The organism is Agrobacterium sp. 6Ca8, assembly GCF_055382765.1.
In genome coordinates, this window is record NZ_AP026435.1 from 250,220 (window position 1) to 263,001 (window position 12,782).

Annotated in this window: 12 protein-coding genes; 8 read left to right on the top strand and 4 right to left on the bottom strand. The window is 57.2% G+C overall.

The annotated features are described in order from the left end of the window. Nucleotides 1-99: 99 nt before the first annotated feature. Nucleotides 100-861 (bottom strand): histidine utilization repressor, encoded by a 762-nt coding sequence (hutC, locus tag ACZ5A6_RS24845; protein ID WP_162714248.1) that lies wholly within the window; start codon nucleotides 859-861, stop codon nucleotides 100-102. 96 nt (nucleotides 862-957) lie between these two features. Beyond that, entirely contained in the window at nucleotides 958-2,298 is a 1,341-nt protein-coding gene (locus ACZ5A6_RS24850) for a formimidoylglutamate deiminase (RefSeq protein ID WP_112403025.1), read from the bottom strand. Between the two features lie 98 nt (nucleotides 2,299-2,396). Between ACZ5A6_RS24850 and hutI the strand changes: the two genes are divergently transcribed. The 5 genes from hutI to ACZ5A6_RS24875 all read left to right on the top strand — a co-directional run bounded on the left by hutI (nucleotide 2,397) and on the right by ACZ5A6_RS24875 (nucleotide 8,356). Beyond that, the gene (gene hutI, locus ACZ5A6_RS24855; RefSeq protein ID WP_112403024.1) at nucleotides 2,397-3,647 is read left to right on the top strand and encodes an imidazolonepropionase; all 1,251 of its coding nucleotides are present in this window, start codon (nucleotides 2,397-2,399) and stop codon (nucleotides 3,645-3,647) included. A 47-nt stretch (nucleotides 3,648-3,694) separates the two neighbouring features. Further along, entirely contained in the window at nucleotides 3,695-5,230 is a 1,536-nt protein-coding gene (hutH, locus tag ACZ5A6_RS24860; protein WP_112403023.1) for a histidine ammonia-lyase, read from the top strand. A 1-nt stretch (nucleotide 5,231) separates the two neighbouring features. Then, complete coding sequence (gene hutG, locus ACZ5A6_RS24865; protein WP_112403022.1) at nucleotides 5,232-6,050, top strand: N-formylglutamate deformylase; 819 nt, start codon at nucleotides 5,232-5,234, stop codon at nucleotides 6,048-6,050. After that, nucleotides 6,047-7,720 carry a urocanate hydratase gene (gene hutU / locus ACZ5A6_RS24870; RefSeq protein WP_464111584.1) on the top strand — a complete coding sequence of 558 codons (1,674 nt, stop codon included), beginning with the start codon at nucleotides 6,047-6,049 and terminating at the stop codon, nucleotides 7,718-7,720. The genes hutG and hutU overlap by 4 nt, the downstream gene beginning before the upstream one ends. A gap of 69 nt (nucleotides 7,721-7,789) precedes the next feature. Continuing rightward, the gene (locus tag ACZ5A6_RS24875) at nucleotides 7,790-8,356 is read left to right on the top strand and encodes a HutD/Ves family protein (protein ID WP_112403155.1); all 567 of its coding nucleotides are present in this window, start codon (nucleotides 7,790-7,792) and stop codon (nucleotides 8,354-8,356) included. 62 nt (nucleotides 8,357-8,418) lie between these two features. Here the strand turns inward: ACZ5A6_RS24875 and ACZ5A6_RS24880 are convergent, their stop codons facing one another. Together ACZ5A6_RS24880 and hisC are read right to left on the bottom strand one after the other, a co-directional pair. Further along, nucleotides 8,419-9,156: a TetR/AcrR family transcriptional regulator C-terminal domain-containing protein gene (locus tag ACZ5A6_RS24880; RefSeq protein WP_464111585.1), complete on the bottom strand. Its 738-nt coding sequence runs from the start codon at nucleotides 9,154-9,156 to the stop codon at nucleotides 8,419-8,421. A 15-nt stretch (nucleotides 9,157-9,171) separates the two neighbouring features. After that, nucleotides 9,172-10,287, bottom strand: coding sequence for a histidinol-phosphate transaminase (hisC, locus tag ACZ5A6_RS24885; protein WP_112403174.1), 1,116 nt, complete (start codon nucleotides 10,285-10,287; stop codon nucleotides 9,172-9,174). A 310-nt stretch (nucleotides 10,288-10,597) separates the two neighbouring features. Between hisC and ACZ5A6_RS24890 the strand changes: the two genes are divergently transcribed. The 3 genes from ACZ5A6_RS24890 to ACZ5A6_RS24900 are packed head-to-tail and all read left to right on the top strand — an operon-like array spanning nucleotide 10,598 to nucleotide 12,776. Further along, nucleotides 10,598-11,419 carry a transporter substrate-binding domain-containing protein gene (locus ACZ5A6_RS24890; RefSeq protein ID WP_112403151.1) on the top strand — a complete coding sequence of 274 codons (822 nt, stop codon included), beginning with the start codon at nucleotides 10,598-10,600 and terminating at the stop codon, nucleotides 11,417-11,419. 53 nt (nucleotides 11,420-11,472) lie between these two features. Continuing rightward, nucleotides 11,473-12,120 carry an amino acid ABC transporter permease gene (locus tag ACZ5A6_RS24895; RefSeq protein ID WP_112403149.1) on the top strand — a complete coding sequence of 216 codons (648 nt, stop codon included), beginning with the start codon at nucleotides 11,473-11,475 and terminating at the stop codon, nucleotides 12,118-12,120. Next, nucleotides 12,120-12,776, top strand: coding sequence for an amino acid ABC transporter permease (locus ACZ5A6_RS24900; RefSeq protein WP_112403147.1), 657 nt, complete (start codon nucleotides 12,120-12,122; stop codon nucleotides 12,774-12,776). The genes ACZ5A6_RS24895 and ACZ5A6_RS24900 overlap by 1 nt, the downstream gene beginning before the upstream one ends. Nucleotides 12,777-12,782: the final 6 nt, after the last annotated feature.

The window sequence follows — 12,782 nt, forward strand, 5'->3', positions numbered from 1 at the left end:
TTGCCTCCATTCTCGATCGTACATTCGGTATAAGCAGAGAATCTCCGGCGAAGGCGTAAGAATAAGCCTGCGCCTGGACGCGTCGCTGTCGGTGGACTCTCATTTCGGCTGTGAGGGCATGAAGTTTGCAACAAGCGCATGCCGCTCGCCGGGGTAGATAAAGCGAACATGCGTTATGTAGGCGCCATTGCTTGATGTCCGCCGCTCCACTGTAAGGCATGCAGTTCCAATCGCAACGCCCAAAGCCAATGCAATGCCTTCGTCAGCGGAAACTGCCCGTATCGTATGCTCGGCCGCGCTCCAGGGAACCCTGTTCAGCAGCCATTGACCGGGCGCTTCCTGTTCAAATGTCTCGGCTGCAACATCAGGGACCGCGGCCAGGTTGATGAGACGGTGCTCGACGCAAAATGGTCTGTGACCGGCAAAATGCGTACATTGAATATCGAGCACAGGTGCTGCAACCTCAAGGCCAAGGCGCAGCCGGTCCTCGGCTGAACTCCGACGCCTGGTCCGCGTCGCCAGTTTGTAACGATAGGGAAAACCGAGGGACTCGACTTCAAGCTTGATGTCGCGGATCTCCAGCACCGCGGATTGCGCCCGTGGATGTGTGACGTAGCTGCCTGACTTGCGCCGACGTTCGATAAATCCGGTTTTTGCCAGCTGCGTCAAAGCCTTGTTCACAGTCATGCGTGAGCACTTATATTGCTCGGCCAGATCAACTTCGAACGGAATGCGAAAACCGGGTGGCCATTCTCCGGATAAAATGCGTTGCTCTATATCGCCGAGGATACGCTGATGCAGCGACATGTCGCCGGCGCTCTCGGCAAGCGCTACATCAACGACCGCATCATCATCCTGCATTTTCACCACATGACCACCTCTACGAATCGCTTCAGTCTTTAGACATTATTCAGCAACTTTTGTCGGTAAAAAATGTAGTGCCTGAAGTTGAGCGGCTCACGCAAGAAGCTCATGCATCACACTGCGGAACCGGGCTGATATCTCGTCGCGCTTGTGATGCCTGCCGCCTTCGACCTGTTTGCGGCCCGCTACCCAGACGCTGTCAGGCTTCGTGCCATTGGCAAACAGCCAGGAATCCAGAGCCGCATCGTCGGTGAGATCGCCGTCCGGTGCGCGCAGGCTGACAAAATCGGCAGGTTTACCGGCGGCGATACCGGTTTCGATCGCCATGGAAATCGAACCGCCCTCGATCGCACCGTCAAACAGCGCACGTCCTGTCGACTGACCGGGTGCCGCCATAACGTTGCGGGAGCGATGCTCCAGGCGTTGCGAATATTCCAGCTGACGCAACTCGTCAGGCAAACCGATCAGAACGTTGGAATCCGAACCGATGCCGAACTTGCCACCTGCTTCGCCAAACACCACCGCGTTGAACGTGCCATCACCAAGATTGGCTTCGGTGATCGGGCAGAGGCCGGCGATCGCTTTACTTTCAGCCATGCGCTGGGTTTCATTGTCGGTCATATGGGTTGCATGGATCAGGCACCAGCGGCCATCAAGCCCGGCATTGTCGAGCAGCCATTCAACTGGGCGCGCGCCGGACCAGGCGATGCAATCCTCGACTTCCTTGACCTGTTCGGCCACGTGAATATGGATAGGCCCGTCTTTGGTCATCGCAACGACCGCAGCAAGCTCGTCCGGTGTGACTGCTCGCAGACTGTGCGGAGCAACGCCGACACGGCCATCCGGCAAAGTTTTGACCGCAGAACGGCAGCCATCAAGCAGCCGCTCGAAGCTCTCTACAGTGTTGATAAACCGGCGCTGGCCTTCATTGGGTGCCGCACCGCCGAAAGTCGAATGGGCATAGAAAACCGGAAGCAGCGTCAGGCCGATCCCCGTATGGGATGCTGCCGCCGCAATCCGCTGAGCCATTTCAGAAATGTGGGCGTAAGGGCGGCCATCAATATCGTGGTGCAGATAATGGAATTCGCCAACACGCGAAAAACCTGCTTCCAGCATTTCCATATAGAGCTGGCTGGCAACGGCTTCGGCATGATCTGGCGTCATCGATAGCGCAAAACGGTACATCACATTGCGCCAGCTCCAGAAGCTGTCGGCACCGGGACCACGGGTTTCTGCAAGGCCTGCCATGCCGCGCTGGAATGCGTGGCTGTGCAGGTTCGGCATACCCGGCACGAGGATATCATGTCGCTCGTCACTCGGCTGCGCCGCAGTGCTCGCCTCGACGGAAACGATGCGGCCATCCTCAATCTTCAGCCGCACATTCTTCTGCCATCCCGCTGGCGTCAGAGCCGATTTAACATGAATGCTGGTCATGACCTCATCCCTTCCTGACTGCTTCTCTTAAAAAAACACTTGCGCTCATTTTCTTTATGTCTATACATAACGGCACGAAAAGGAAAGGCCAGAAAACGATGTCTTCCATAAATTCGGCACCGAACAGCCAGCCATCAAGCGACTGTGATTGCCTGTGGCGAAACGCCCGGCTTGCAACGCTAAACCCTTCTTTGCCGGGGCTTGGCCTCATCGAAAACGGTGTCATTGCCGTTCGGGACGGTTGCATTCTCTATGTCGGCGCTGAAGAATATCTGCCTTTCCCGATTGATAACGCTGCGGAAATTATCGATTGCGGCGGACGCTGGATCACACCTGGTCTGATCGATTGCCACACGCATCTGGTCTATGCCGGGAATCGTGCCAACGAGTTTGAAATGCGCCTTGCCGGTGCTACCTATGAAGAGGTTGCCCGCGCGGGAGGCGGCATCGTCTCTTCCGTCCGCTCACTGCGCGAAGCCAGCGAAGACGAACTGGTAGCGCAGACGCTGCCACGGCTGGATGCGCTGATCGCTGAGGGTGTGACCACTGTAGAAGTCAAATCCGGCTATGGGCTTGACCTTGAAAACGAAGCTAAGGCCTTGCGCGCCGCGCGACGATTGAGTGAAGAGCGCGACGTTACCGTCCGAACGACCTTCCTAGGCGCTCACGCTTTGCCGCCTGAATTCAAGAGCGACAAGGCAGGTTACATCGAAAAAGTCATCAACGAGATGATGCCCGCCATAGCGGCGGAAGGCTTGGCCGATGCGGTTGACGGTTTCTGTGAAGGTATTGCTTTTTCGACTGATGAGATGCGGCTGGTGTTTGAGGCTGCAAAAGCCCACGGTCTGCCGGTCAAGCTGCATGCCGACCAGCTTTCCAATCTGCATGGCGCAGCGCTTGCGGCAGAATATGGCGCACTGTCGGCGGATCATCTGGAATATACCGACGAAGCAGGCGCAGAGGCGATGACAAGGAGCGGTACAGTTGCCGTCATTCTGCCTGGTGCTTTCTATTTCATTCGCGAAACGAAGAAGCCGCCGGTCGATCTGTTCCGCACGGCGGGCGTTGCCATGGCAATTGCCACCGACAGCAATCCTGGCACCTCACCGCTGACCTCGCTGCTGCTGACCATGAACATGGCGGCGACCCTGTTCGGCATGACGGTGAACGAATGTATTGCCGGCGTGACGCGGGAAGCGGCGCGTGCATTGGGTCTGGTCGATGAAGTGGGGACGCTGGAGGCCGGAAAACGGGCCGACTTCGCCATCTGGAATATCGGGCGACCGGCAGAACTCGTCTACCGCATGGGCTTTAACCCGCTGCATGCGCGCATACGCAACGGACACTGAATTTGAGGCACACGGTCTAGATCCCGTGTATTGGTGAGGACTTCAAAATGACGCTAATTCTTCAGCCGGGCTCTGTCCCGCTTTCGACCCTTGAGACAATTTACTGGACCGGAGAACCGGCCCGGCTTGATCCCTCGTTCGACAAGGGCATCGAAAAGGCCGCGGCCCGTATCGCCGAGATCGCCGCCGGAAACGCGCCCGTCTATGGCATCAATACCGGCTTCGGTAAACTGGCGAGCATCAAGATTGACGCCGCCGATGTGGCCATCCTTCAGCGTAACCTTATCCTCTCGCACTGCTGTGGCGTGGGCCAGCCGCTTGCCGAGAACATCGTTCGCCTGATCATGGCGCTGAAGCTTGTTTCGCTCGGTCGTGGCGCATCGGGCACGCGGCTCGAACTCATCCGGCTGATTGAAAGCATGCTCGAAAAGGGTGTCATCCCGGTTATCCCTGAAAAAGGTTCCGTTGGTGCTTCGGGCGACCTCGCGCCACTGGCTCATATGGCAGCGGTGATGATGGGCGAAGGTGAAGCCTTCTTCAACGGCGAACAGCTTGACGGACGTACAGCCCTTGAACGCGCTGGCCTCAAGCCGGTCGTGCTGGCAGCCAAGGAAGGCCTCGCACTGATCAACGGTACGCAGGTCTCCACAGCTCTCGCATTGGCTGGCCTGTTCCGCGCTCATCGTGCTGCACAATCGGCGCTTGTTACCGGTGCGCTTTCCACCGATGCCGCTATGGGTTCTTCGGCTCCCTTCCATCCCGATATTCACACATTGCGCGGCCACAAGGGCCAGATCGATGCGGGGGCTGCACTGCGCAACCTGCTGGAAGGATCCGAAATCCGTGTCAGCCATATCGAAGGCGACGAGCGGGTTCAGGACCCTTATTGCATCCGCTGCCAGCCGCAGGTTGACGGCGCATGCCTCGATCTCCTGCGCTCTGTGGCCCGTACACTCGAAATCGAAGCCAATGCGGTGACAGACAATCCGCTGGTTTTGTCTGATAACTCGGTGGTTTCCGGCGGCAACTTCCATGCCGAGCCTGTGGCTTTTGCGGCGGACCAGATCGCGCTTGCCATCTGCGAAATCGGTGCCATTGCTCAGCGGCGCATCGCGTTGCTGGTCGATCCGGCGCTCTCCTACGGCCTGCCGGCATTCCTTGCCAAAACACCAGGCCTCAACTCCGGTCTCATGATCGCCGAAGTGACATCGGCAGCGCTGATGTCGGAAAACAAGCAGATGTCGCATCCGGCCTCGGTTGACTCTACTCCGACCTCGGCCAACCAGGAAGACCACGTTTCCATGGCCTGCCACGGTGCGCGTCGTCTGCTGCAGATGACCGACAACCTGTTTGCGATCATCGGCATCGAGGCGCTGACTGCTGCCCAGGGCATCGATTTCCGCAGCCCCCTCGCCACCAGCCCGGAACTGACTAATGCCATCGCAGCGATCCGTAAGGTCGTACCGACACTGGACGTCGACCGCTACATGGCAACCGACCTCAAAGCAGCAAGCGAGCTTGTTGCGACCGGTGCTCTGAACGCTGCGGTTTCCGGCGGTATTCTTCCGGTTCTGGAGGCGTGAGGTGAGCGTCTTTGAAGTCAGACGGGGTAGTTCCCCCGTTATTCTTGGCTTTCCCCACACCGGTACGGATGTTCCGCCCGCGATATGGGAGCGGCTGAACGACAACGGACGGGGTCTCGCCGACACCGACTGGCATATCCATCATCTCTACGATGGCCTTTTGCCGGATGTGACGACGGTGCGCGCCACATTCCATCGCTATGTCATCGATGCCAATCGTGACCCCGCCGGGAACAGTCTCTATCCCGGTCAGAATACGACCGGGCTTGTGCCTGATACGGATTTCGATGGCGTCGCAATCTGGAAGGATGGCGAGGAGCCGACCGAAACGGACATCGCATCCCGCCTGGCCGGGTTCCATGCGCCTTATCACGCAGCACTTGCTGCCGAGATCGAGCGGGTGAAGGCAATCCACGGCGTTGCGGTGCTCTATGATTGCCATTCGATCCGGTCGGGCATCCCGTTCCTGTTCGAAGGCACATTGCCCGATTTCAACATTGGCACAGATTCGGGCAAAACCTGCGACCTCACAATTCAGGATGCAACTATCGATGTCGTTTCGAATGCACAGGGATATACCAGCATTCTGAACGGCCGCTTCAAGGGCGGCTGGACGACGCTGCATTATGGTCAGCCCGAAACCAGAGTTCATGCAATCCAGATGGAACTGGCGCAAGCCACCCATCTGATCACTGAGACACCGCCCTTCGCGTATGACGAAAGCAAGGCGGAACAGCTTCGCATTCACCTCAAAGACATTCTCACGCGCATCGAAACAGCAGCGCTGACATTGGCAAATACGAAAAAGGGAACAAAATGAGCAATCCTCGTCACAATATCCGCGACGTCCGCGCCGCTCGCGGGACAGAACTGACCGCAAAATCCTGGATGACCGAAGCACCGCTTCGGATGCTGATGAACAATCTCGATCCGGAGGTCGCAGAAAACCCGCATGAGCTGGTGGTCTACGGCGGCATTGGCCGCGCTGCCCGCACATGGGCGGATTTCGACAAGATCGTCGAAACGCTGCGCGACCTCAACGAAGACGAAACCTTGATGGTGCAGTCCGGCAAGCCTGTCGGCGTGTTCCGCACCCACAAGGATGCACCACGCGTGCTGATCGCCAATTCCAACCTCGTGCCACACTGGGCAACCTGGGACCATTTCAACGAACTGGATAAGAAGGGTCTGGCAATGTATGGCCAGATGACCGCCGGTTCGTGGATCTATATCGGCAGCCAGGGCATCGTGCAGGGCACCTACGAAACCTTCGTGGAGGCCGGTCGCCAGCACTATAACGGCGATCTCACAGGCAAATGGGTTCTGACCGGCGGCCTTGGCGGCATGGGCGGCGCCCAGCCACTTGCCGCCGTGATGGCCGGTGCCTGCTGCCTTGCCATTGAATGCAATCCCGATTCGATCGATTTCCGTCTGCGCACCCGCTACGTCGATGCCCGCGCCGAAACTCTTGATGAGGCGATGGAGATGATTGAGCGCTGGACCGCCGCCGGCGAGGCAAAGTCCGTCGGCCTGCTCGGCAACACCGCTGAAATCCTTCCGGAAATGGTCCGCCGCGGCATCCGTCCAGACATGGTAACCGACCAGACCTCGGCGCACGACCCGATCAACGGCTATCTGCCGAAGGGCTGGACGATGGCCAAGTGGAAGGAAAAGCGCGAGAGCGATCCGAAAGCCGTCGAAAAAGCTGCCCGTGCCTCGATGCGCGAACATGTCGAAGCGATGATTGCCTTCCAGGACATGGGCATTCCGACTTTCGACTACGGCAACAACATCCGCCAGGTGGCAAAAGAAGAAGGGCTGGAAAACGCTTTCGCCTTCCCGGGCTTCGTTCCGGCCTATATCCGCCCGCTGTTTTGCCGCGGCGTCGGCCCGTTCCGCTGGGCGGCACTATCGGGTGATCCGGAAGACATCCGCAAGACCGACGCAAAGGTGAAGGAACTGCTGCCCGACAACAAGCACCTGCACAATTGGCTTGATATGGCCGCCGAGCGCATCGCCTTCCAGGGCCTGCCGGCGCGTATCTGCTGGGTTGGCCTTGGTGATCGCCATCGTCTCGGTCTTGCTTTCAACGAAATGGTCAAGAACGGCGAGCTCAGCGCTCCGATCGTCATCGGCCGCGACCACCTCGACAGCGGCTCCGTCGCCTCGCCGAACCGCGAGACCGAAGCCATGCAGGACGGTTCGGATGCCGTATCCGACTGGCCGCTGCTGAACGCGCTGCTCAATACCGCATCCGGCGCGACATGGGTTTCCCTGCACCACGGCGGCGGTGTCGGCATGGGCTTTTCCCAGCATTCCGGCATGGTCATCTGCTGCGACGGCACCGATGACGCGGCCCGCCGCATAGAGCGCGTGCTGTGGAACGACCCGGCAACCGGCGTCATGCGCCATGCCGATGCCGGTTACGAAATCGCCGTGGAATGCGCAAAAGAGCAGGGCCTGCGACTGCCCGGCATTCTCGGTAAGTAAACAAAAACCCGGGCTTCGAGCTATGGTTTGAAGCCCGGCCGACCGTGTCAAAACATTTGGGCCGCTACCATGAAGATACTGCGCAACAATGACCATCGACGCATGCCATGGAAGAATGGTGGCGGTGAGACGACAGAGATCGCAGTTTTTCCACCGGATGCCGATCTGTCTGAATTTGGCTGGCGCGTCAGCATGGCAACGGTCGCAAGCGACGGGCCTTTCTCTGTATTTTCCGGGATAGATCGCACCCTGTCGATCCTTGAAGGCGAAGGTATGGAACTCGATATTGCCGGGCGCCAGCCTGTCGTGTTAACCCGGGCATCGGAGCCACTGGCCTTTCCCGCCGATGCTGCAACATCCGCTCGCCTTGTAGCGGGCACCATCACCGATCTCAACATCATGACCCGTCGCGGACAATGGACGCATAAGGTGGAGCGGCGGACATTCGAGGGCCAGCATGATCTTTATGCCGATGGTGGTGTCACGCTGCTTCTCGTTCTCGGCCATCTGCGGATCGACCATGGAGGTCATGCAGAGGAACTTGGCGCGCTCGATTGTGCCATACTGGATGGCACCATGACGATCACCTCCGATATGCCGGTGGATTCCTTCCTGATCCGCATCACCCCGGTCTGAGCGCGAGAAGCCAGAGCCTGCCTGGTTCTTTATGAACCTCACAGACTCCGGATGCGTGGCCGCTATTCCCGGTTATTCATGACTTGTGCCTCAAGCCCCAGAATGAGGGTTTCGAGCAAAAAGTCATATCCATCATCGAGAGGGGCGGCTTCGCCATTTTGCCAGCGCATGACGAATGCCCGGTTGTACATCTGCGGCAGGTGCTGCGTAACAAGCGGAAATTCCTTCCGGTCGAGGTCTTCCAGCCCCTTGTCAAAGGCTGTAACCCACTCCGAGCCCGGAACTGCACTGTCTGCGGCGAGCTCGATGGTGACGTAACCTTCAAGCGCGCCGACTATAGCGTTGAACGCGTTGATCAGACCCTGTCCGTCAAAACCTGCTTTGGTCAGTGCGTGCAGGATGACCTCAACCCACGGAGCGTTTGGTGCTCCATTGGAGCGGATATGCGGTCCCAATAGAGGTGCTGCCCGTGGGTGCTCATGAATGCGCGCGCGAAAGCGCCTGAACAGTATCCTGATCGTTTCACGCCAGTCGTCCGAAATTTCGTTCGGCATGACCAGAGTTGCGATCAGTGAGCCGGAAATTTCAGCGAAAAGATCCGCCTTCGCGCCACCGACATGCCAATATAGAGCGGTTGGATAAACTTGCAGGCGGCGCGCCAGCGCACGGACGGAGAAGCCCGTTAGGCCCTCATCATCGATGAGGGCGATGGCCTCCTCCACGATGCGCTCCCGGGTGAGCCCGATGGCCGCAGCGCGACCAAGGGGACGTTTTTTCAAGATAGAATCCTTCTTCGACACTGTCATCCGTTGTGACTATGTAAGTGTGAGGAGCAGTTCGAGTTCCTGAGCAAATCTGTCATTGTCTTTTGCCGTCCCAATACTGACTCTCAGGAAGTTGGTGTAATTCGCCTCCATCCAGGGTTTGACGATGATTCCCTTCTGAAGCAAGGCTTTCGCCACGGTTGCGGCGTCTTTTCCCAGATCGAGAAACAGGAAATTGGTCTGGGATGGAACGACGCGAACGCCCATTTTACGCAAGCGTTCTGTGAGAATGACCCTATCGGCCTTGATTCTTGCTGTGACATTTTGCATCCACTCTTCATCCTGCAAGGCAGCAGTCGCCGCCGCCTGTGCAACGGAGTTGACGTTAAATGGCGTGAGTGTCGAGCGCATGGCGCGGGCAATGCCGGCATCCGAGGCAACACCATACCCCACACGCAGACCGGCCAGACCATAGGCCTTGGAGAAGGTGCGCAGCACGACCCAGGAAAGGCCCGTGCGGTTTTTCAGCACCTTCAGACCATCGGGATAGTCGGAATCGATGAGTTCGAAGTAAGCCTCGTCCAGAACGAAAAGGGTTCCGGGCAACGTTGCGTCTAGAAGTCGTTCAAGTTCTGGCAGTGCAAGGGCTACACCGACAGGATTGGAGGGAGAAGAGATAAAGACGATCTTCGGTCGCCGGGCGAGCTGCTCTTCCAGAGCGTCGATATTGAATTCAAGCTTATCCGTCATAGGCACTTTTACGACCCGTGCACCCGCTGCCATAGGCTCTATCTCATGAAGCCCGAAGCTGGGGGATACGGTCAGGACGACATCACCCTTTTGCAGATAGGCTCGGGAGAGTGCTGCGATCAGTTCCTCGGACCCGTTGCCGCAGGTGATCCGCTCAATACCGACGCCCAGCTTATCTGACAGGGCATGGCGCAATGTCGATGCGGCTGAATCACTGTAGCGGGAAGGGTCTATGCCACTAAGCGCTGCCGTGACGGCAGGTGAAACACCGTATGGATTCTCATTGCTTGCAAGTGCTGCAACATCCTGCCGCCCGCTGACCCGCCTGGCGACAGATGCCGTTATTCCGGCATTGTATGCAGGAAGTGCCGCGACTTCCGGGCGGGACTTGAGGGCATTTTCCTCGATTAGTGACATGTCTGGACCTTCCACAAGATGACGTTCCGGTTGTTCATTCCGATGCACTCCCATGCCAAGCAGGAGTTTTGCCTGCCACAACATCTGGCTTCGCCATTCAAGCGGTCGCCCCTGCCGGGTACCGAGGAAAATTGCGAAGTCAGAAATACATCATTGACAGAATAATAGGTATATACATAATATCAATTGGCCAGTGAACAAAAAAATCATTCTGGGAAAAGGAAAGTGATTTTTTTGAGAAAGACCATTTCGCGAATAAGGGCGCGCGAAGTGATGCATCAGTGCCCTCACAACAATAGGGAGCGCCATAATGGGCATTTCAACATTCGTGAAAACTGCGGCAATCTGCCTTGCCGGGGTCGCCATCGGTTTTTCATCCGCGCATGCCGACCAACTCGCCGACATCAAGGCGAGCGGTAAAATCCATTTCGCAACCGAAATGCTTTACCCACCTTTCGATATGCTTGTGAATGGCAAGTACGAAGGCTTCTGCCGCGATCTGGCGGATCTCGTAACTTCAGAACTGGGTGTTAAGCCTGAATACCAGGACCTTCCATGGACGGCTGTGCTTCCAGGCCTGGAAGCTGGCAAATTCGACATGACGAATGCTCCGGTCACGATCACGCATGAGCGTATGGAGCGCTATACCTTTACTCTTCCGATTTCCGACGCGACCGTTGGGCTGGTCAAGCGCACTGGCGATGATACGATCAAAAAGCCTGAAGACATCACAGGCAAGACGATTGCTGCGCAGAAGGGCTCGGCAGAACTTGGCGAGTTGAAGGCGTTTGCAGCCAAGCTCAAAGATGTGACGGTTAAGGAATATGCCTCTACCGAAGATGCCTATGCCGATCTCGCCGCAGGGCGGATTGATGCTGTTGCCAACGGCGCGCCGCTTGGTGCTTACGCCGCCTCCAAGCGTCCAGAACTTTTCTCAACCGTCAGCCCACCGTTCGGTGAAAAATCCTACTACGCCTGGGCAGCACGCAAGGGAGAAAAGAGCGCCACTCTGGTCACGGAAATCAACGCCATTCTGATCAAGCTGCAGGACGACGGACGACTTGGCGAGATTCAAAAGAAGTGGTTCGGACAGGTCATCGAGCTGCCGAAGACTTTTCCGGACGTCAAGTAATAGAGACTTCGTCACGGGCAGCTTTATAGCTGCCCGTCAGTCGGGAGGCGACAATGTTCTCATTTAAGGTCATCATTGACAATCTACCCCAGTTGCTCTGGGCTGCGCGGCTGACACTTCTGGTTTCAATCCTTGGAGTGGCCATCGGGCTTGTTCTTGGCGCTGTGCTCTGTGCGGCCAGAATATCGCCGATCCGTAGTATCCGTACGGCGAGCGCTATCTACACGAGCTTCTTCCGCGGCGTACCGCTGCTCGTTCAGCTTCTTCTATTCTACTATATGCTCCCGGTAATCGGTTTAAACGTTCCAGCGATGGTGGCTGCCGTCGGCACGGTCGGTTTATGTTCGTCAGCCTATGTCGCAGAATACCTGCGTGGTGCGATCAACGCGATTCCGCCGGGACAGCGCGAAGCGGCGGTCACGCTCGGGTTTGCGCCAACGCGGATCTGGACACGGATCATTCTACCGCAGGCGTTTAGGATTTCCCTCCCAGCACTCATCAATGAACTGATCTTGCTGGTGAAAGCCTCGTCCCTGGTTTCGCTTGTCGGCATCACAGAGTTGACCCGAACGAGCCAGGCCTTGTCTTCCGCAACCTATCGTCCGCTTGAAATCTTCAGTTCGGCCGCTGCGGTCTATCTCTTTATCAATCTCTCCCTCGCGCTGCTTGGGCGTTTTCTTGAAAAAAGGAGCGCGATCTGATGGATATCAACCTCTTCATTGAATACGGTCCGGCGCTCTTGTCTGGTTTCGGAATGACGATCCTGTGTTGGGCAATAGGCACAGTCGGCGGCGCAGTTGTAGGGTTCACGATCGCCATCATACAACGCTACTCGAACGGCTTTGTTCGGGCACTCTTGCAGACCTATATCGAGGTTATTCGAGGTACACCGTTTCTCGTACAGCTCTTTTTGCTATATTATGGTGGTCCCCATTTGGGCTTGCGGCTGGGAAGTCTTGAAGCAGGTCTCGTTGGCCTGATCATCTATGGAAGCCCATATTTCGCAGAAATATTCCGTGCCGGTTTTCAGTCGGTCCCTCATGGACAGATCGAGGCCGCCAGGGCGATGAGTTTTTCGGAAGCAAGCATCATTCGCCGCATCATGATCCCGATCCTGCTGGTTTCGACACTACCGGCTTTGACCAACTTTGCGATTATCCTCACAAAGGAAACCGTCATCCTGTCGGTCGTTACCGTGCCGGAACTCCTGTACCAGGTGCAGACCATGTCAGCAGAGACTTTCGCTTTCGTTGAAGCGAACCTCGCACTGGCTCTCTTTTTCTGGATTTTCGTTGAGGCCATATCGCGTTTCGGACGGATGCTCGAAAACCGTGTCACCCATTATCTGATTAAGTGAGAACCC